Raw genomic sequence first — 22245 nt, 5'->3', positions numbered from 1 at the left:
TTACCCCACAACTATTTATTAAGATATTTAAACAACTATTGAAATTTTTACCTTTGCCCATGCCTTCTGCGTATCTCTTGGTATCTCATGGAAGTCGTGATCCGCGTCCAGAAATTGCTATGCAGCAGTTGGCGGGGTTGATGCGTGACAAGCTAAGAAACAGTAATAACCAGGAACCTCTGTTAGATGTAGGTTACTTAGAGCTGAGTCCGGAACCTTTGCACGAGCAGATCAAAAAATTTGGTGAACAGGCTTTGGCAGCTGGTTGCGATCGCATCAATATATTACCTATATTTCTGTTGCCGGGAGTTCATGTCATGAAAGATATTCCCGATGAAATTGCTCTGGCTCAACAGGCTTTAGGTCAAGATATGAAGATTGAGCTAAAACCATATTTAGGTAGTAATCCCAACTTACAAACTTTACTCGCTCAACAAATAGCTGAAAAAAAGACAGCTGCATGGATTTTATTAGCGCATGGTAGTCGCCGCCCTAATTCTTTAGAGCCTGTGGAAGCAATGGCGCAAAATTTGGCAGCAATTACAGCTTATTGGGCTGTACCTCCTAGTTTAGAATCACGGGTGAAAGAGTTGATTGCTGTGAGTAAGTGGGAGATTGCGATTTTGCCATATTTTTTATTCGCTGGTGGCATAACCGATGCGATCGCGCAATCAATAGAAACGTTAAAATTACAGTTTCCTCTGGTAAATTTTCACATGGCCCAACCCCTAGGAGCCAGTACAAAATTAGCCGAGCTAATTGGGGATTTAATAGATAGATGAACCGCACAGCAACACAGGAGAGCAAGTTTTTGGGCAAGGTTTATTTAGTAGGTGCGGGGCCAGGAGATCCTGGACTGATGACACTCAAAGGCAAGGGTTTACTAGAATGTGCCGATGTTGTCATCTATGATGCTTTGGTAAGTCCAGCAATTCTGGAGATGATTAACCCCCAAGCAGAAAAAATTAATGCAGGTAAGCGGATGGGGCGACATTCTCTGTTGCAAGATGTTACCACCCAACTGCTAATTGAAAAAGCACAAGATAATGCGATTGTGGTGCGGCTGAAAGGGGGCGATCCGTTTATTTTCGGTCGTGGTGGCGAAGAAATGGCGGAGTTGGTAGCTGCTGGGATTGATGTGGAAGTTGTGCCAGGAATTACATCAGGTATTGCGGCTCCAGCCTATGCAGGTATACCTTTAACCCATCGGCTGTATAGTTCATCAGTTACCTTTGTTACTGGTCATGAATCAGTAGGTAAGTATCGACCCGCAGTTAATTGGAGTGCGATCGCTCACGGTTCGGAAACTATAGTAATTTATATGGGGATTCACAATCTGCCCTATATTATTGAACAGTTGACTGGTGCTGGTTTGAGTTTAGAAACACCAATCGCCTTAGTGCGTTGGGGTACGCGACCAGAACAGGAAGAATTAATTGGTACAATTGCCACAATAATTGAGCAGGTAGAAAAAACTGGATTTGAAGCACCTGCGATCGCAGTTATTGGCTCTGTGGTGAATCTGCACGATATTCTATCTGGTTGTCGTCCAGTTTGATAGTTGGTAGGGTAGAATCTTGCTGAGAATTTAGCGTTGATTTTTCACTGATTAAAGAAGCCAGAAGAATTGGGGGATTCTCCCCCAAACCCCCGATTGGGTGACGGTTGCGTCCCCCAAACCCCCTCCAAAATGATTGTTCTGTTTTTTGTTGAGTAACTAGTACGTCACGGCGGAAATAAACATACCATTGGGAAAGAGTAAAAAGCTTGCAGTATAATAATTCTTTCTTTTGACTTTTGACTTTTGACTTTTGCCTTGTTGTACTAGTTTTTTGGTTTTGTTATCAATATAATTTTCTTAACGAACTATATTTGCTGATTAATGACTACTGCTCTGGATTAAGCACAACAATGATTTGCGATATATGTATCCCTAAAGGCTTCCAGTGAGGGTTGCTAGCAGAAAGAGTTTGATCGCCTGATACTGCTTGGTAATCGTTTGGGTATTTTTCGTAAGCGTTGGAAGCAGCATCTACACTGAAGAAAATTTTGCCTTGATAGCGAGATAATCGGCTAGTCTCTAAGAAAATTGCGCCGCCATAATCCCAACCTAACCCGGAGAGTTTGAAGTCGCCTAGTTTTTTGCGTAACTCACTTAAAGGAGTACCTGTAGCTAAACCTTCGGGAGTTTTCCAAGCAGAACCGAGATCGCGCACATCTAGGGGTTTGGTACGAGTTTTATCACTCCAAACTACTAGAAATGAACGCTCTTTACCGAGGTTGACTTGAGTAGCAGCAAAACTACCAATTCCTTCCGGGCCAGATATAGTTTTATCTATTAAACGTGATTTACCATACAGTTTGACTAAATCTTGTTTGGTAGTTTTACGTGTTACAAAACCCACCCTTTCCCCAGGAATAATTAAATTGTCTGCGGCTTTTTTGGCTTGAGCAACGGTAACAGACTGATGGCTTGTCTGCGGTACGGCGAATACTGGGTTTAGTGAATAGCTGAGTATTAAAGCTAACGTCGTTGTAGCGATACGTGTAATAGAGGATTTCATAGATTCTACGCTGGAAGCTGAGAAATAAACAGACGCGATCGCTCGCGCCTGTACTGAAGTTAGGAGTGTTCAATGAACATAGTTTCGCTTCATTGCTTTTATGTTCTACAAGTTCTCAGCAGTTAATTCCAGATTTGGGGTTTGGGTAATGGGTAATTGGTAATGGGTAATTGGTAATGGGTAATTGGTAATTGAAAATTTCTCCTCTGCTTCCTCATCCCCAGTCCCCAATCTCCAGTCCCCAATCCCTAGTCCCCAGTCCCCAGTCCCCAATCCCTAATCCCCACTCCCCATCACCCTAGTTGCATTAAAAATCGCTAGCAGTGCTACACCGACATCGGCGAAAACGGCTTCCCACATTGTTGCTATTCCAAAAATGCCTAAGCCAATAAATATGCTTTTGATTCCTAGGGCGAAAATGATATTTTGCCAGACGATGCTGCGGGTTTTTCGGGAAATTTGAATGGCTTCGGCTACTTTTGCGGGACTATCCGTCATAATCACAATATCAGCAGTTTCTATCGCCGCATCTGAACCTAAACCACCCATTGCAATACCAACATCGGCTCTTGCAATTACTGGTGCGTCATTGATTCCATCACCAACAAAGGCGACTGTATGATGCTTGGGAGTGGTGCTGAGTAACTTTTCAATGGCGCTGACTTTTTCTTCTGGCAATAATTCGGCTTCGTAAGAATCTATACCCAGTTGTTGAGCAATTTGGGAGGCGATCGCTTGATTATCTCCTGTCAACATCACGGTTTTGCGAATACCGATGCGTTTGAGCGCTTGAATAGCTTGTTTAGCGTCGGATTTCACCTCGTCTGCGATCGCAATATACCCTGCATATATATGATTGACTGCTAGATGAATGACTGTGCCTTCTGTATTGCAAACATCATGAGTAATGTTCTCGCGATGTAATAGGCGATCGCTTCCTGCTAGCACTAACTGATTCTCTACTTTGGCGCTAATTCCATAACCAGCGATTTCTTGATAATCTTCCACACTCGACGCATCGATTTTTCCCTGATACGCCTCCCGAATCGATTGGGCGATGGGATGATTGGAATGTAATTCTATTTTGGCGGCTAATTCTAGTAACTCTTGCTGATTTATACCCTTTTCAGGACTAATATTTACTACTTTAAATACTCCTTGAGTTAAGGTACCAGTTTTATCAAATACAACTGTATCTACTGTTGTCAAAGTATCTAAAAAAGTGGAACCTTTCACCAAAATTCCACGTTTAGCAGCGCCACCTATACCTCCAAAGTAGCCGAGGGGAATACTAATCACTAATCCACATGGACAGGAAATTACTAATAGTATTAAACCACGATAAACCCATTCAGCAGATGTAGCACCAGCCAAAAATAAAGGTGGTAATAACGCAACTGCTAGAGAAGCAAAAACTACTACTGGTGTATAGTATCTGGCAAACTTAGTAATAAACTTCTCGGTTGCTGCTTTTTTGCTTCTGGCATTCTGTACTAAGTCTAAAATCTTAGCAATGGAAGACTCATCAAATACCTTTGTAACTTTAATTGTGAGGACACCCATTTTATTAAGCATTCCCGCCAAAACTGTTTCACCAATCCTTACCGTTCTTGGTACCGATTCTCCGGTTAAAGCAGATGTATCAACCTGGGAACTACCATCGATAATCTCACCATCTAAGGGAATCTTTTCCCCTGGTTTAACTACAATAATTTCACCGATATTTACTGTCTCTGGCGATACTTTCTGGAGTTCTCCACCTATTTGTACATTGGCATAATCTGGACGGATTTCTAATAAAGCTTTAATGGAATTACGGGAACGGTTGACGGCAATATCTTGAAACAACTCACCTATTTTATAAAACAACATTACCCCCACGGCTTCGGGTAACTTATGAATGGCGATCGCTCCCAATGTCGCTACTGTCATTAAAAATGTTTCATCAAATACCCTACCGCGAATTATATTCCTACCTGCAGTTTTTAGTACACTCCAGCCACTTAATAAATAAGCAGGGATAAACAGTAAATATTCACCTATAGAGTAGAAAGTATTATGTAATTGCCCTTCAAAAATTACACCAGGTATATACAAACCTAAAATTAAAACTAACGGAAATATCTCATTTTTGAGATTAAATTCTCCACCATGATCGTGATGATGGTCATGGTTATGATTCTCATCATGTTCGTGAGTATGATTATGATGATGATTCTCATGAGCATCATGTCCGCAATTACAGCAATGGTCAGATTCTGAATGTATTTCCCGCTTCATTTTGCTGCCAATTAGTAATTTATTAGATATATGATCTATCGTTCAAATGTAATAAAAAAAATGAGTTTTTACAAGTTACTAATTTAAGAATGAGAATCTATATCAATCTATGTATTAGTTGCGAAATTACTCATTAAGGTAGGGAGCAGGAAAGAATCAGCTAAAAATATACTTTTGCTTTCACAAATTAAATATGAATGCTATAGAGAAATCCAATTTGATTTATGAAAAAATCTCAGCTATCGCTAACGCAAAGTCCATTGGATTCACTGGTTGTCTGCGGAGGAGGAAAGTCCGTTCGGGGCTTCCAAGAGTTGTAGGAACTGTCCGTAGGAAACGATTATTAGTGTCAGTCCAGTAGAATGAGCAACACCGCATAACTTTCCATCCCTAAAGTGAGCGCTGTACCTGGCTAAGTTCCGCTCTATTGGATTTTTATTGTATCTCCTATATAATACGGTTAATTTATCAAATTACAGTATTAAGTATGCAGCCAATAACCACAAGAGTTAATTGGTTTAATTCCTATTGTTGTCAAAAAATAATAAGTATTCTAAATTTATGATTGTCTAAATTTAAGCAAACCTAAAATTTGGGCACAATGAGTCAGTTACCTCAACTAAGCCAGTCATGTTCAGTGCAAATCGAGCTGGTAAACCTGAGCAGTAAATCTCCATCAAACAGGGTGTAAATACCAAAAAGGGAAATATGGCACAACTTAATCAAGTAAATTCGGGAAAAAACAGGCTAAAGTCGAGTTTTTTTCAGATTCCATCTGCGCTTAAATCCGCAAATGTATGTTGTTTTGTAATTGGAGAAAGCGTATCTTTTTTCGGTTCTTGGATGACTCAATTTGCTTTAGTATGGATGGTTTATCAACTAACCAACTCAGCAATGTTAGTTGGAATAGCGGGATTTAGCAATCAAGCTACTGGCTTAATTATTACTCCTTTGATAGGAGTATTATTAGACCGATGGAACTTAAGATATGTTTTACTAACTACACAGATAGTATCTATTGTTTTATCTGGAACTCTCACTTTTTTATGTATTAGCGAACGGATCACAGTTGAGTGGATTATCATCATTGGAATCCTTCAAGGAATTGTGAAAGCCTTTGATTTACCAGCGCGTCTGGTAACTATTCCTAGACTTGTCGATAACAAAGCAGATACTTATAGTGCGATTTCTATTCATTCATTCTTAATTAATACAGCTAAGTTTGTAAGCCCCATGATTGCTGGTGCGTTTTTGGCAAGAATTGGGGCATCTGCCTGCTTTTTGGTAGATAGCATTAGCTATTTACCTTTTATTTCAGCAATTCTAACTGTCAAAATAAATTCTTTTTCTACTAAATCTATGTCGCCAAAATATAATATTTGGCAAAATTTAAAAGAAGGATTTATTTTCTCTTACGAATTTCTGCCTATTAAATATGTACTAATTTTACAAGTTTTGATTTGTTTTATGGTGATGACCCATGTGAACTTAATGCCAGTTTTTACCAAAGAAATCTTAAATGGCAGTGCTGAAACTATGGGATTTATCATGACAGCTTCGGCATTAGGCTCTATAGTAGCAGGTTTTTATTTAATTCTTCGTAGACAAGCGATAGGATTGGAAAAAATTATATCAATTTCAACAATAATTCTTGGTTTCAGTTTAATGCTGTTTTCTCATGCAACTAGGTTAGAAATTTGTCTAGTGTTAATTTTTATTGTGGGGATGACTAATACTTTAACTCTAGCTGCGATTAGTAATTTTGTGCAACTAGTGCTTGTAGATGAGAATAAACGAGGTAGAGTCACTAGTATATTCACGACAGGGTTTTTAGGAATTCTACCTTTTGGAAATTTATTTTTTGGGGCTTTAGCCAGTTATATTGGAGTTGCTAATTCTTTATTATTTGGTGGAGTTTGTTGTGCGTTGGGAGCTTTATATTTTGCGAGAAAGTTACCACAAATCAAAAAAATTCTACATCCCATCTATATAGAGACAGGTTTAATCTCTCAGTCATCTGAAAGCTGATTTTGATTAATAATTTCAAAATTCAATTTGCAGTAACGCACCGCCGTATGAATGGTACATTAGTAAATTTTAAGTAGGGTGTGTTACGGCTATGAAAGGATTTGGGACATAGAGATAATGAAATTTAGCCGTAACGCACCATTGATGCGGCTATATTCCCAAATAAATAGTGGAAGCAGACACAACTAGATAGCTTATCTGCTTCCACATAATTTTTCGTCACAATATAAACTATTAGAAGATTCCCAGAAGAATGATAAAAGTTAGTCCACAGAAAGCCAGCAAAGTGATAATCATCATATTACCAATGCTGTGGTCTACATGAGCCAAGTCTTGGGTATTGTTAGCCATATTAATCGACCCGCTTCAAATAATTTTGTAATGTAATTATAGCTAGGTTGGCTTGAGGTTTTTCAGCTAAAAGTAAAAATTAATCTTAGTTTATCTAAGTACAATTTGGTTGCTTGATTTTAAAATTTAAAAATTAAGTTTTGTTGAGAATTTTGATACTCAGCATTAGCCTATTCCTGATTTATTTACTAATTGATAGCCTCTAATCGAGTAATAGAGTAGTTTCTCTGTATGACGCTAACAAAGATTGCTTGATGTTCATACCTGACAAAAATTTACTTAATTGATAGTGAATCCAATAATTATATTTAGTTATGAAACAAGCAGTTCTGGACAGCTATTCACATCAGGTTTCGGCACAAATACGCATGGAAATCTATATTTCCCATGCCCATTTTCAAGTTAGTACATCTCAATCTGCAATAGAGCCTCAATTATCAGATTCCAAACACAAATACATTATTATCCTAATAAATAAAATAGCCTCAAATCTTTTACCAGACAGACTAACGCTTATAGCATCTGTAAAAAGTATGTAAATTTCTATGCCTTAAGTTAGAGCCAAAAGTACTTAGTAATAGATACTTTAAGTAAAGTATGTAGGCTGGCCTCAGTACTATGAGGATATTTGCTTATAAGGATGAAGTATGCAAAAGAATTGCTATGAGGCGTAAGGAAAGTAATGTCAAAAATACCTTTCTGTGGGCTAGCTAGACAGCTTTGCGCCTGTGCTGCAAACAAAATATTCGTGTAACCAGTAGCTAGACTTTTCGCTCGATTAGCGAGCTGATTTCATACTTCATACTTTATACGTCATACTTTCCTTGACTTTAGCTTGATGTTAAAAATACAAAATTATCTTGTGGAGTTGCTATGTCTGAATTGATCCAAACACTCCTAGAAAGCGAAGAGAAAAGCGATTTACGTTCCTTTATTAGTGAGTTACGTCATCAAGAAAAGAAATACTTTTTACGTAACGATATAATTAATGTTTATAGCGAGTATTGCTCCAAATACCAAAAATCAGAAGAGTTTTGCAGTTCTTCACATTTAGCTCAACTCATTTACTATACTCAAGAAATTATTCAAGAGGACTCCAACCTCTGCTTTATTATCCGCCCCAAGATTGCCTCTCAAGAAGTTTATCGCCTAACTGAAGACCTGAAAGTCGAACAAATGACTGTGCAAGAACTCTTGGATATGCGCGATCGCATAGTCAACCGATTTCATCCCAACGAAGGTGATTTACTAGAACTAGACTTTGGGCCGTTTTATGACTACTCTCCCACAATCCGCGACCCGAAAAATATTGGTAAAGGGGTAAACTTCCTCAACCGCTACCTCTCTAGCAAACTACTCCAAGACTCCCAACAGTGGCTAGAAAACCTATTTAATTTTTTGCGCCTACATCAATATAATGGTGTGCAGTTGCTAATTAGCGATCGCATCAAATCCCAGCAGCAGCTTTCTCAGCAAGTTAAGAAAGCCCTAGCTTTTGTCAGTTCTCGCCCCAGTAATGAACCCTATGAAGAATTCCGGTTTAACTTACAAGCAATGGGTTTTGAACCGGGTTGGGGTAACACAGCACAGCGTACCCAAGAGACTCTAAATATTCTTGATGAATTAATCGACTCTCCCGATCCCCAAACCTTAGAAGCCTTCATCTCTCGGATTCCGATGATTTTTAAAATCGTCCTCGTGTCTCCTCACGGTTGGTTTGGTCAAGAGGGAGTATTAGGACGACCCGATACTGGGGGTCAGGTGGTTTACGTCCTCGATCAGGCTAAGTCTTTAGAAACGCAACTACAAGAAGATGCAAGATTAGCGGGTTTAGAGGGGCTAAACGTCCAGCCCAAGGTAATTATTCTTACCCGCCTCATACCCAATAGCGATGGTACTCTTTGTAACCAACGCTTAGAGAAAGTCCACGGTACAGAAAACGCCTGGATTTTGCGCGTACCCTTGCGGGATTTTAATCCTAATATGACGCAAAACTGGATTTCCCGGTTTGAGTTTTGGCCTTATTTAGAAACATACGCCATTGATGCGGAAAAAGAACTGCGCGCAGAATTCCACGGTAGACCAGACTTAATTGTTGGTAACTATTCTGATGGTAACTTGGTGGCATTTTTACTAGCACGACGCATGAAAGTTACCCAGTGTAATATTGCCCATGCTTTAGAAAAATCGAAATATTTGTTCAGTAATTTGTACTGGAATGATTTGGAAGATAAATATCACTTCTCTTTACAATTTACTGCCGATTTAATTGCCATGAATGCTGCCAATTTTGTGATTAGCAGCACCTACCAAGAAATTGTCGGTACACCTGATAGTGTGGGACAGTATGAATCTTATAAATGCTTCACCATGCCGGACTTATATCATGTTGTTAATGGCATTGAATTATTCAGTCCTAAGTTTAATGTGGTACCGCCGGGAGTGAATGAAAATTACTATTTTCCCTACACCCGGACTCAAGACCGAGTAGAGAGCGATCGCCAACGTATTAAAGAAATGCTATTTACCTTAGATGATCCTTCGCAAATCTTTGGTAAACTTGACGATCCCAACAAACGCCCTCTCTTTTCTATGGCACGTTTGGATCGGATTAAAAACCTCACAGGTTTAGCAGAATGCTTCGGTAAGAGTCCAGAATTACAAGAGCATTGTAACTTGATTTTAGTAGCAGGTAAACTGCGTGTAGAAGAATCAAGCGACAATGAAGAAAAAGAAGAAATTGTCAAACTTTATCACATTATTGACCAGTACAATCTCCACGGTAAAATTCGCTGGTTAGGTGTGCGCTTATCTAAAACTGATTCTGGGGAAATTTACCGCGTCATTGCTGATCAACAAGGTATATTTGTCCAACCTGCTTTATTTGAAGCTTTTGGTTTAACAATTTTGGAATCTATGATTTCTGGAGTACCCACCTTTGCTACACAATTTGGTGGGCCATTAGAAATTATTCAAGACAAGGTGAATGGATTTTACATCAACCCTACAAATTTAGAAGAAACTGCCGATAAAATCATAGAATTTGTCACTAAGTGTGAACATAATCCTGACTATTGGCAGACCATTTCTCAGAAAAGTATTGAGCGAGTTTACAGTACATACACCTGGAAAATACACACCACCAAGCTGCTCACTTTAGCAAGAATCTACGGTTTTTGGAACTTTAGTTCCCAAGAAAAACGAGAAGATTTGTTGCGCTATATAGAGGCTTTATTCTACTTAATTTACAAGCCGAGAGCACAACATTTATTAGAGCAGCATCAGTATCGTTAATTGGTCATTAGTCATTTGTCATTAGTAAATACTACTAACTCTTGACTCTTGTACAAATACGATTAATCGCGTCTCTGCAATTTTTGTACAGACGCGATTAATCGCGTCTCTGCAACTCTTATCTAAATTGTCAACTCACGCCATGTTCTATTACCAACAATTCCATCGACTATTAAACTCCGCCGATTTTGAAATGCTTTGACAGCAGTCTCGGTTAATGGCCCAAAAACCCCATCAACTCGCATTCCATAACCATGAGAAATTAACAACTTTTGTAAGACTCTAACCGAACTCCCTGAGCTACCAAAGCGAATAATTGGCAATTGATTACTATAGTTTTTAACTCTGGCTTTAAGTCTCATACTGTCTGCAATTACAGTCTGATAATTTTTATCAACTAGAGTTTTTTTATTAATATTAAGCGATGGCGGGGTAGCTAAGGAAGTTCCATCTATCTCCATAAATTCTGGTGGCGTAACTCGAGCAGCTATAATTACCTGCGATGACTGCTCTTGTATGGAATTTTCCAAGCCATTTTCTATATGAAGTGGTTGCTGCTCCGGTAAACTGGGCAATGATGGTTGTCCTGTTGCTAACACGCCTGTCATCAGCAGGCCAATTTCACTCATTATTGTTCTTTGTACTAACACCGATATTCCTTTTGACACACCAACTTGCGATTATTCCGGAATAATGCATACGGAAAATTCAAAAATCTTGTCAGGAAGTTTTCTTTAAAGTTTCTTACTATTTGCATTAAAAATATGCTAAGAACACAGCATTATTAAGCCCTAAGAATTTAAGGAATTGATGAGCAAGTTCTATTATTTATGAAGGAATATTATAGACGCAGTTAATCCTCATATTTTACAGTATGTATTTTAGAGGATTATCTAAAATTTATACTAAGTAATTTTTGCTGGTTAGGCGTGCAGTTAATTGATGGTTGATGGCTAAATTTTGAATTCTTCTGCTAAGTGGAATAAATATAAAAATAAGTATTGAGATAACCTATAAAATCTCAATAAAATTACTTAATATTTCAGTGTATTTGTGTTAGTAAATAAGATGAGAACACAAATACACTCAGATAAATTTACACAGAGATAAAGAATTAGCGATATGTTATTTTTCTACGCAGTTAATGGCTATTTAAGTTAACTTGCGCCAAGTATTAGAGCCTACTATGCCATCAGCTTTGATATTTCCTTGGTTCTGAAAAGCTTTCACAGCAGTTTCAGTTAATGCACCAAAGACTCCATCAATTTTCACAGAGTAGCCATTACCTAATAACAGCCTTTGTAAAACTCTCACTGCATCACCTGAATCGCCAAAACGTAGAGTTGGCAAACTGAGATTAGCAGTAGCGCGTGCATTCAAAGGTTGTGATGGATTGGGAGGATTTTGCATAGGTTAAACCATATGAGCTTTCAGAGCGATTTTAACTAACAAATCCCAAATTGAGTACCAGATAAATATCACCCTGAAGGGTACTATTAACGCTCAAGAGTTCACACTATACTGCGGGTAGCTATAACCTGATGCTTGATGAATATTCAAAAGCGATCGCTCTCAATCAAAGTTTAAGCGATCGCTTCTGTATAAGATGTTTGTCGGTAACTAGCCAATACCATCAATGACCGGGTGGAAGTAGAAAGCTATGCCTAATACTGTATAAGCTGCTAATAGTAAGGTTCCTTCTAACCAATTGGATTTGCCATCAGAACTAATGCTATTGGCAATTAGCACGGCTACAGCTACAGCGACTAACTCAAAAGGATTGAAATCTAAATCCATCGGCTGACCGAATATTGAGCCGGCGATTACTAAAACGGGAGCAACAAATAGTGCAATCTGCATACTCGATCCCACCGCTACCGAAAGGGAAAGATCCATTTTATCTTTCATCGCTACGCTGACTGCGGTGGCGTGTTCAGCTGCGTTACCTACGATGGGAACAATGATTACCCCAGTAAATAGTGCTGTCAATCCTAATTGCGATGTGGCTACTTCCAAAGAATCAACTAGCATTTCGGACTCTAGGGCTACTAAGAGAGTACATACTAGTAGTACGCCACTCCATAACCAAAGATTTGGCTTTGTATGAGGAACTTCTTCTATTTCTGCTTCTACCATACCCACATCATATAAATAGGAGTGGGTTTTCATGGAAAATAGCAGCGTCAAGGCGTAGACCAAAATTAAGACTATAGCTACAGCCACAGAAAAATGTTGTAGGGTTTGGCGGCTAATGCCTTTAGAGGTAATATCCATTGCTGTGGGTAACAAAATAGCAATTACCGCCAAATTCATAGCTGAAGCATTTACCCGCGCTACAATCGGCTGAAATGTCTGTTCTTTATGACGCAGTCCACCCAACAGCATTGAAAGACCCATTACTAGTAGTAAGTTCCCGATAATTGAGCCTGTGATACTGGCTTTGACCACATCCACTAATCCAGCCTTCAGCGCCACTAAAGCAATGATTAGTTCTGTTGCATTGCCAAAGGTAGCATTTAATAACCCCCCTAATGAAGGCCCTACTACCACAGCAATTTCTTCTGTAGCTGTACCCATCCAAGCTGCTAAGGGCAAAATTGCTAATCCAGCTGTCACGAAAATTATCAAGTCTCCCCACTCCAAGAAGTGAGCAGCTAAGGAAACTGGTATAAACAATAACAAGATGAAGAAAATAAGATTTTTACCTGACATTGATCCATTTTAGTTAAGGGTATTCAGTCAAAGATGCACTGGCTCCTTAGCACTCGGTACCTAGGACTCTTCATTTTGACATCATTCGGCTGATAGTAATCAGCTTTGGTTATTAAACCCTAGTTTAAGGCTGAAGCTCTTTCCTAAGTAAGAGTACTACTTTGAACAAGCAGATTAGCATTGATTAACACTAATCACTAGATGTCATTTGTCATTTGTCATTTGTTATTTGTCATTTGTTATTAATCTTCGTGCTTACCCATTACCCATTCCCCATTCCCCATTACCCATTCCCCATTACCCATTCCCCATTACCCATTCCCCATTACCCATTACCCATTACCCATTACCCATTACCCATTACCCATTACCCATTACCCATTCCCCATTGATATTAAGAAATGCAAAGTTTTTGAATAAAAAATTCTCAATTCTTCGTAGCTTTCAGGTTCCGAAATTGTACGGTTCTCATGTTTGAGCAAACTATGTAATATAAGGTTAAGTTTTACGTATTATTTGCAATCTCTCGTAGTAAAACTATAACTAGAGGTCGATATTTTACTGCAAAAATGCGGTTTAATATATTAAAAGACAATTAAATTTCTGGGCGCTACCTACAGTAACACCTCTTTTCTGAGATGCTTACTATAATGGTAATTATTTAATGCCTTTAGGGAAAAGGCTGTGCGATAACGCAGATTTCCCGTTATACTAAAACCGCTTTCTCAGAGCTGTGGCTAAATTCCATAGTTGTTATCGGTACCGGATTTTGTATTCAAGCCCCTGAAGAAAGGTTCACAGACGAGTTTTTTAGCACAATTGCAACTAAGTTTTTTTGATTTGGATAAATAGACATGACTTCTGCTGCTGAACTGCCAGCTAGCTCTGGCTCAACATTTTCATTACAACAAGATCCCAGACATAACCCGGATAGCGATCCCCTGAGAACGGCAACTGGTGTTTATGTAACGGTGCATGGTCATTTTTACCAGCCACCAAGGGAAAACCCATATCTAGACGCGATTGAGCGCCAACCGAGTGCGACTCCTTTCCATGATTGGAATGAACGAATTCACTGGGAATGCTATCGTCCGAATGCCTTCGCCAGAATATTAAATGACCGAGGCGAAGTCATAGATATCGTGAATAATTACGAGTATATGAGCTTTAATATCGGCCCCACGTTGATGTCGTGGCTAGAACGCTACGATGTGGAGGTTTATCAACGAATTTTAGAGGCCGATGCTAAAAGTTCTCAACGTTTGCAAGGTCACGGCAATGCGATCGCGCAAGTATACAATCACATCATCATGCCCCTGGCGAATGAACGCGACAAATACACCCAAATTCGCTGGGGTAAAGAGGACTTCCGTTCTCGCTTTGGGCGTGATCCCGAAGGGATGTGGTTAGCGGAAACTGCCGTAGACTATGCAACTTTAGAAGTTTTGGTGGCTGAAGGGATTCGCTTTATTGTCCTCGCGCCATCGCAAGCACAACGTTGTCGTCTGCTACCGACAGAAAATGATCCCCATCCAGAATGGCACGAAGTTGGAGGGAGTCAGATTGATCCCACCCGTCCCTATCGTTGTTATTTGAAACCTTCACTCAGCATTGCATCTTCACCTTTGAATGCTATTTACAACAGTCATGGTATGGGTGCATTAGCAGAGGGAGAATCTTTAGCGGGTTTACCTTATATAGATATCTTTTTCTATGACGGGCCGATATCGCGGGATATGGGTTTTAGCGATGTAATTTACAATTCCCATCATCTAGCAGGACGTATCGGTTCAGCTGTGCGTGGGGATCATCGTCCGGCGCAATTGATATCTGTCGCCACAGATGGCGAAACCTTTGGACATCACAAGAAAGGCACAGAAAAAACCTTAGCCTACGCTTTTAAGGGCGAGTTTCCTAACCACGGTTGGACAGTTACCAACTATGCCCACTATCTCAGCTTGAATACACCAACTTGGGAAGTAGAATTAAAGCCAATTACCGCTTGGAGTTGCGCCCACGGTGTAGATAGATGGCAAGATGACTGTGGTTGCGGTGGTGAAGGTGGGGTTTGGCATCAAAAATGGCGTAAACCCTTACGAAATGCCCTAAATTGGCTGCGGGATCAGCTAATTGAGGTTTACGGGAAATATGGCAGACAAATATTCCGCGATCCCTGGGCAGCACGTGATGAATATATTAAAGTAATCCGCGATCGCTCTGCTGCCAATGTCAGCCGTTTTCTGGGCCGCCATCAAACTCACAAACTTACCGCCGCCGAACAAATAGATGCTTTGCGTTTATTGGAAATGCAGCGTCATGCTTTATTGATGTTTACCAGTTGCGGCTGGTTTTTTGAAGAACTTTCTCGTCCAGAGGGAACGCAGATTCTCCGTTATGCCGCCCGGGCTTTAGAATTAGCCGGAGATGTGGCGGGTGTACAGTTGGAAAAAGGCTTTATCAAACGCCTGGGTTTAGCACCTAGTAATGTTGAGCAATTCAATCACGGTGCAGAAGTTTATCGCCAACTGGTACTAACTGCCCAAATTAGTTGTAAACAAGTCGCCGCCCATTATGCGATCGCTTCTTTGTTTGCTAATCATCAACCCGCAATAACAAGGAATTTCCTTTCTGGACAAGATACTCAGGGCAATCTTTCCTCTATTTCCCAAAAACGAGTTTACTGCTACACAGCCAATGAGTTGGATTACCAACTGCAACGCATGGGATCATTAACCCTGGCAGTTGGTCATTTAAGGCTAGTATCAGATATTACCTGGGAAAGTGAAGATTTAGTCTTTGCAGTTCTACATTTAGGCGGTTGGGATTTCCACTGCTGCATTCAACCATTTGCGGGTAGAAGAGAATACAGCCAAATCAAAGAAAAGCTTTTTGGCTCCCTCAAACAAGCTAGTGCAGCCCAAACTATCTTGATGATGACGCAGCTATTTGGGGAAGAAAATTTTAGCTTGCAAAATCTATTTGCCGAAGAACGCCAACGCATGATGCGGCTATTAAGTCAGGAAACACTGACAAGATTAGACCAACTTTATACGCAAACCTATAGAGATAATTACGGGGTAATTGCAGCGTTTCATCGAGATGAACTACCTGTACCGCGAGAGTTGCAAGTAGCAGCAGAAATTGCTTTAGGATATCGCTGTTTAACAACATTGCGATCGCTAGAGCAAGATATCACTGAACCTCACAGCAGTTACAATCACATCGTAGAATTAGAGGCGATCGCCACCGAAGCCAAGTATCTACGTTGTCAGCTGGATATTCCCGACGGTAAGCAGATATTAGAACAGTTAATTATGCGCTTGCTGTGGCAATTGTTATACGATCCCAATGGCAGCTTAGACGCAGATATCCAACGTTTAGAAAGGTTGATTGATGTAGGTTATCAGCTTAACTTTGGCATCTCACTGCATCGATCCCAAGAACTCTACTTTAATTGCTTGTACAGCCAAATCATACCCCTGTGCATCGCTAGCGAAGGACAAAATCATCATCGCTGCGATCGCTTACTGAAGCTAGGACAAAAATTAGGGATTGATATGAGTGCGATCGCTAATCAGTTCGCGTAGAAGGGACTGGGGAACTCGGGGCCCCCTCTGGGGATAAGGGGTAATGGGGACTGGGAGATGAGGGGAACAAGGACAGAAATCACTTTTGACCCTTGACCCTTGACCCTTACCCCTTAACCTTTACCCTTAAAAACCCCAAACATCTAGTCAAGCTTTAACGCATTGACTGGAACATCATCCCAATTCTCAACTATCCTCATTTGTGCTAGCCAGCCAGAAGCCTTTTGTGTGTCACTCAAATTCTGCTCAAATGATTCATGACAATCTTTGGCTTGAGATTCATCGCAACAGGCAATACAAGCATGAATCATGCCAGACGGATCAATTTGCTCATTTACCCAAATAGTCATGGATTATCCTCTCTTCAAAAATGTAGCAAAGAATTCAATTTGTGATTCTAGAATATCTAGAAAATTTGAAAAATTGGTGAATATATTTGATTTGTTAACATACTCGTTCAGGTAGGCAATGAAAAATTAAATTTTGTCACAAAAAATTTAAAATAGCCAGAGCCAATGACAACCTATCAGTGTTTCCAAAATAACTACTAAATAGTATAGATAACAGACAAGAAATATGAGATTTTTTATACAAAATTTAGTATTACTACAACAGACTTGAGGGTATTAGCAACTACAGAACCCTCGTTGAAAAGGCTATATGTAACCCTACGCGTAACACACCCTATTTACAAATAGCACTTACTTAAGCAAAAGTTGCTGCCTAGATACCCAAATTGTTGAAAAAGTCGGGGATCTAAATCTCGCTAAAGTAAGTGACATTCCACCTTATTTACAGCTTCTTGCAATTGCATGAGGTACAATCTCCACCGGAAATGACATTACACAAAGCATAGATGTATTTTATGTAACCAGTAAATACTGCTGTCATATACCAATGGGATTTATGATTGGTAATCCAAAATCTAAAATTAGTAGCTGGTTATCCATTAATTTCTATAGGAATAGTAATTATAAACTCTGTACCTTCACCAACTGTAGACTTGTAGTGCAGTTGACCACCATGTTTTTCAACCACAATTTGATAGCTGATAGATAGCCCCAATCCCGTACCTTTACCAACAGGTTTAGTGGTGAAAAAAGGGTCAAATAATTGCTTTTGAATATTTTTGGGAATTCCTGCACCATTATCGGCAATGCGAATAACTACTAGTTTGTCATTAATTAATTCTGTCTGAATACGAATTAGGGGATACTTAGGAGAAGATTCAGGTAAATTACAAGTTTTACCAGAGAAATTAAAACTTTCAAATAGAGCATCAATAGCATTAGCAATAATATTCATAAATACTTGATTAATTAGCCCAGGATAGCATTCTACCAAAGGCAAATCACCATATTCTTTGATAACGGTGATTATTTGCCCAGTTTGGTGGTTTTTGAGACGACTTTGCAACATTAATAAAGTACTATCAATACCTGCATGAATATTGACTTTTTTTCGTTCAGATTCATCAAAGCGAGAGAAGTTGCGTAAAGCCAAAACTATTTCTTGAATACGGTTTGTACCGACTTTCATAGAATTAAGTAATTGCAGAAAATCAGCACTGAGAAAATCTAGTTCAATCTCCGCGATCGCAGTTTGAATTTCTGCGACTGGTTCGGGATAATATTTTTGATATAGGTTAATTACATCTAGTAAATCTTGACTGTAGTTAATAGCATAAACAAGATTACCCGCAATAAAGCTGACTGGGTTATTAATTTCATGGGCAATTCCAGCTACCAGTTGTCCTAACGCTGCCATTTTTTCATTTTGTAGTAATCTTGTATAATTCTGCTTTAGATGCTGAAAACCTGCTTTCGTACTTTTAGACTCTGCTTTTACTTGCTGAAGTTGGTCAAGGGTTAAAACATGAATTTGGGAATGGGCTACAAGTAACTGATGAAAGTCCAATAGTTGATAATTCCCAGATTTACTTTCTATGAGAATCGGTTCATAAACTAGTTGAGGCTTTCTTTGTAATGCGATCTGATTTGCTTCCACAATCAGCGTAGCTTCAGGAAGTATGCATACCTCTGGCTGGAGAAAATTAACCAGATGTTCCGTAGGGCGAGATGCAAATAGAGATAAACTATAGGGGCGACTCATATGTTCAAAAAATCTTTGCCGCGAAATCATCCCTATATATTTTTCATCTCTGGTGATGATAATTCCTGGTAATAAAGGTTCTTCCTTAAATAGAATAGTTAAATCATTTACTGTACGCGTTACCTCAACGTAAACTGACCACAGTGGTAATTCTTTCAAAGTTGAATTTAATTGTAAGTTCAACTCATGAGCAATTTTCATACTATGCATCGCCAGCATACTTTCAATCCTTTACCGTTGAAGTAAAATTTTTGGTAATATCTTGTCAGTTTAAAGACTCACCATACAGGAGCAAGTTTTAAGGTTTTTGCATAGATAAATTATCTTTCATCTAGCAGACTTGATATCACAACTCAAACAACCATTGCCACAATTGCAAAGTTAATCAGACCTTGCAATTTAGGTTGCCCTGATTGTGAGATAAAATCACAAGAATGCTGGGCAATGATTGTTGTGACTGTATTACCCTACATTTAGAAACCAGAGAAAAGAATTTTAATCCAAGTGAAGTAGCATAATAGTAACTTCCAAGTCAAGAAAAAATAAAAAAACCTGGAGCGATCGCAATTCAAGTATCAATCACGTTATCATCGGATGTTGTGGCTTTGCCGTGCGTAACTCCTAGTATTTATGACAGCTTTTGATTCTGAATTTCAGCCAACGGAATCCAATCATCCAACTGCGCCTCACTCGGACACGCGACTGGTAGACCGCAGCAAGCTGAGTAAGATGTATCAGCATTATGTAGAAATGAAGGATAAGTATCCTCATGCGCTGCTGCTATATCGGGTAGGGGATTTCTTTGAAACTTTTTTCCAAGATGCTGTTACTGTATCTCGCGAACTGGAACTAGTTCTGACTAGCAAACACGGTGGTGAAGTTGGACGGGTGGCGATGACTGGTGTACCTCACCACGCTTGGGAACGCTACACTACCCAATTGGTAGAGAAAGGCTACGCTGTGGTGATTTGTGACCAAGTAGAAGATGCTTCGGAAGCTGTGGGTTTGGTACGGCGTGAAGTGACACGCATCCTTACCCCTGGGACGTTGCTAGAAGAAGGAATGCTGAAAGCAAGTCGCAATAATTACCTAGCTGCTGTGGTAATTGCGGCTACTCATTGGGGTTTAGCCTATGCAGATATATCAACGGGAGAATTTCTTACAACTCAAGGAAGTGATTTAGAACACCTGACTCAAGAGTTAATGCGTTTACAGCCTTCCGAGGTGCTGTTTCCTACGAATGCGCCAGATTTAGGTAGTATATTGCGTCCGGGAGAAACTTCGCCCCATCTGCCGCAATGTTTACCGCCAGCGTTTTGTTATAGTTTGCGATCGCAAGTGCCATTTTCTGCGGGAGAAGCTAGAAGTAGATTATTGCAGAAATTCAAAGTGCGATCGCTCGAAGGTCTTGGTTGCGAACATTTGCCCTTAGCTGTGCGGGCTGCTGGCGGTCTTTTAGAATATTTGGCAGATACGCAAAAAGAAAACTCCGTCCCGCTGCAGTTATTACGCACCTATACGGTTACCGATTATCTCATTGTTGACCATCAAACCCGGCGTAACTTAGAAATTACCCAAACTGTACGTGATGGCACTTTTCACGGTTCCCTACTTTGGGCGTTAGATAGAACGAATACCGCTATGGGTGGGCGGGCTTTGCGGCGGTGGTTACTGCAACCACTCATTGATATTAAAGGCATTCAAGCCAGGCAAGATACAATTCAAGAATTAGTCGAAAATACAGCATTACGTCAAGATTTGCGACAGTTACTACGCCAAATTTATGACTTGGAACGGTTAACGGGTAGGGCTGGTTCGGGGACTGCGAACGCTAAAGATTTAGTCGCTTTAGCAGATTCCCTCTCTCGCCTACCAGAATTATCAGAGTTAGTCAGCGAAGCTTATTCACCCTTCTTAAGGGCTTTGCAGAAAGTACCCGCAAAATTAGAAGAGTTGGCACAAAAATTACACGCCCATATTGTTGAGTCACCACCCATACATATTAAAGAAGGTGGTTTGATTCGCTCTGGTGTGAATAATTTATTGGATGAGAGCAAAGCCACTGTAGAAGCGGATCAGCAGTGGATTGCTAACTTGGAAGTTGACGAAAGGTCGAAGACGGGCATCCCCACTTTAAAGGTAGGATTTAATAAAACCTTCGGTTACTACATCAGTATTTCTCGTGCGAAATCTGACCAAGTTCCCAGTAATTACATCCGCAAACAAACGCTAACCAATGAGGAACGTTACATCACTCCCGAATTAAAAGAACGGGAAGCCCGAATTCTTTCCGCCCGTGATGATTTAAATCAATTGGAATATGAGATTTTTGTTGCCCTGCGGGAAGAAGTGGGAGAACAAGCGGAAGTAATTCGCAATCTTTCACGCGCTGTAGCGGCTGTAGATGTATTGTGTGGTTTAGCTGAGTTGGCGGTAAATCAAGGCTATTGTCGCCCGCAAATGGTTCCTGGGCGAGAAATTCAAATTGTTGATGGGCGACATCCGGTAGTGGAACAGTCAATACCTTCGGGCTTCTTTGTCCCCAACTCCACACAATTAGGTCACCAGTCAGCTACAGATGACAAAGGACAAATGACAAATGACAACCCAGATTTAATTATTCTGACTGGGCCGAATGCTAGCGGTAAGAGTTGTTATTTGCGTCAGGTAGGCTTAATTCAGTTAATGGCGCAAACAGGAAGTTTTGTCCCAGCGAGATTTGCCAAGTTGGGTGTTTGCGATCGCATTTTTACCCGTGTGGGTGCAGTTGATGATTTAGCTACAGGTCAATCTACCTTTATGGTAGAGATGAACGAAACCGCCAATATTCTCAATCATGCCACATCGCGATCGCTCGTCCTTTTAGATGAAATTGGCCGGGGAACTGCAACCTTTGATGGACTATCTATCGCTTGGGCGGTAGCTGAGTATTTAGCAACAGATATCAAAGCCAGGACAATTTTTGCTACCCATTACCACGAGTTAAACGAACTCGCAGGAATGTTAGCAAATGTGGCTAATTATCAGGTAACAGTCAAAGAATTACCCGACCAAATTATCTTTTTACACCAAGTGCAACCAGGGGGCGCTGATAAATCTTACGGTATTGAAGCGGGAAGGTTGGCGGGTTTACCAGCTGTGGTAATTAAACGAGCAAAACAAGTCATGGGTCAAATTGAAAAGCACAGTAAAATTGCGATGGGCTTACAAAATCTGGATTAAAAATGAGCATTGGTACTAGGTAATTGGTAATTGGTAATTGGAATGCTTTTATTGTCATACCAATTTATACCAACTTAAAAAAAGAATGTGACAAA

The 22245-nt window shown here is 39.9% G+C and carries 13 protein-coding genes; 6 read left to right on the top strand and 7 right to left on the bottom strand.

Annotation, left to right across the window (positions count from 1 at the left end):
* Window positions 1–59 precede the first annotated feature (59 nt).
* Both AACU25_RS12430 and cobA read left to right on the top strand, forming a co-directional pair.
* Window positions 60–782 carry a CbiX/SirB N-terminal domain-containing protein gene (locus AACU25_RS12430; protein ID WP_096583694.1) on the top strand — a complete coding sequence of 241 codons (723 nt, stop codon included), beginning with the start codon at window positions 60–62 and terminating at the stop codon, window positions 780–782.
* Entirely contained in the window at window positions 779–1558 is a 780-nt protein-coding gene (gene cobA / locus AACU25_RS12425; RefSeq protein ID WP_096576009.1) for a uroporphyrinogen-III C-methyltransferase, read from the top strand. Before AACU25_RS12430 ends, cobA begins: the two co-directional genes overlap by 4 nt.
* 328 nt (window positions 1559–1886) lie before the next feature.
* Here the strand turns inward: cobA and AACU25_RS12420 are convergent, their stop codons facing one another.
* Both AACU25_RS12420 and AACU25_RS12415 read right to left on the bottom strand, forming a co-directional pair.
* On the bottom strand, window positions 1887–2564 hold the full coding sequence (locus AACU25_RS12420; protein ID WP_096576006.1) for a hypothetical protein: 678 nt from the start codon (window positions 2562–2564) through the stop codon (window positions 1887–1889).
* 276 nt (window positions 2565–2840) lie between these two features.
* Window positions 2841–4844 (bottom strand): heavy metal translocating P-type ATPase, encoded by a 2004-nt coding sequence (locus AACU25_RS12415; protein WP_096576004.1) that lies wholly within the window; start codon window positions 4842–4844, stop codon window positions 2841–2843.
* 708 nt (window positions 4845–5552) lie between these two features.
* Here AACU25_RS12415 and AACU25_RS12410 point away from each other — a divergent pair.
* Both AACU25_RS12410 and AACU25_RS12405 read left to right on the top strand, forming a co-directional pair.
* Window positions 5553–6872, top strand: coding sequence for an MFS transporter (locus AACU25_RS12410; protein ID WP_096576001.1), 1320 nt, complete (start codon window positions 5553–5555; stop codon window positions 6870–6872).
* Between the two features lie 1224 nt (window positions 6873–8096).
* Window positions 8097–10517: a sucrose synthase gene (locus AACU25_RS12405; protein WP_096575999.1), complete on the top strand. Its 2421-nt coding sequence runs from the start codon at window positions 8097–8099 to the stop codon at window positions 10515–10517.
* A gap of 122 nt (window positions 10518–10639) precedes the next feature.
* On the opposite strand, the gene AACU25_RS12400 is transcribed toward AACU25_RS12405, so the two are convergent.
* From AACU25_RS12400 to cax, 3 genes are all read right to left on the bottom strand, one after another.
* Entirely contained in the window at window positions 10640–11146 is a 507-nt protein-coding gene (locus AACU25_RS12400) for a peptidoglycan-binding domain-containing protein (RefSeq protein WP_096575997.1), read from the bottom strand.
* Between the two features lie 523 nt (window positions 11147–11669).
* Window positions 11670–11927: a peptidoglycan-binding domain-containing protein gene (locus tag AACU25_RS12395; RefSeq protein ID WP_190446038.1), complete on the bottom strand. Its 258-nt coding sequence runs from the start codon at window positions 11925–11927 to the stop codon at window positions 11670–11672.
* A 210-nt stretch (window positions 11928–12137) separates the two neighbouring features.
* On the bottom strand, window positions 12138–13229 hold the full coding sequence (gene cax / locus AACU25_RS12390; protein ID WP_096575995.1) for a calcium/proton exchanger: 1092 nt from the start codon (window positions 13227–13229) through the stop codon (window positions 12138–12140).
* Between the two features lie 854 nt (window positions 13230–14083).
* Here cax and AACU25_RS12385 point away from each other — a divergent pair.
* Window positions 14084–16816, top strand: coding sequence for a DUF3536 domain-containing protein (locus AACU25_RS12385; protein WP_096575993.1), 2733 nt, complete (start codon window positions 14084–14086; stop codon window positions 16814–16816).
* A gap of 143 nt (window positions 16817–16959) precedes the next feature.
* On the opposite strand, the gene AACU25_RS12380 is transcribed toward AACU25_RS12385, so the two are convergent.
* Together AACU25_RS12380 and AACU25_RS12375 are read right to left on the bottom strand one after the other, a co-directional pair.
* Window positions 16960–17166, bottom strand: a complete 207-nt coding sequence (locus tag AACU25_RS12380) for a hypothetical protein (RefSeq protein ID WP_045869752.1) — start codon at window positions 17164–17166, stop codon at window positions 16960–16962.
* Window positions 17167–17758: 592 nt separating this feature from the next.
* A complete protein-coding gene (locus AACU25_RS12375; protein ID WP_096583692.1) occupies window positions 17759–19138 on the bottom strand; it encodes an ATP-binding protein in 1380 nt (459 codons plus the stop codon).
* Window positions 19139–19558: 420 nt separating this feature from the next.
* Here AACU25_RS12375 and mutS point away from each other — a divergent pair, with 420 nt between their 5' ends.
* Window positions 19559–22150: a DNA mismatch repair protein MutS gene (gene mutS, locus AACU25_RS12370; RefSeq protein WP_096575991.1), complete on the top strand. Its 2592-nt coding sequence runs from the start codon at window positions 19559–19561 to the stop codon at window positions 22148–22150.
* Window positions 22151–22245 lie beyond the last annotated feature (95 nt).

Origin of the sequence: Tolypothrix tenuis PCC 7101 (genome assembly GCF_963874875.1) — a bacterium.
GTDB lineage: Bacteria > Cyanobacteriota > Cyanobacteriia > Cyanobacteriales > Nostocaceae > Aulosira > Aulosira tenue.
This window is presented reverse-complemented; position numbering and strand designations above follow the sequence as displayed.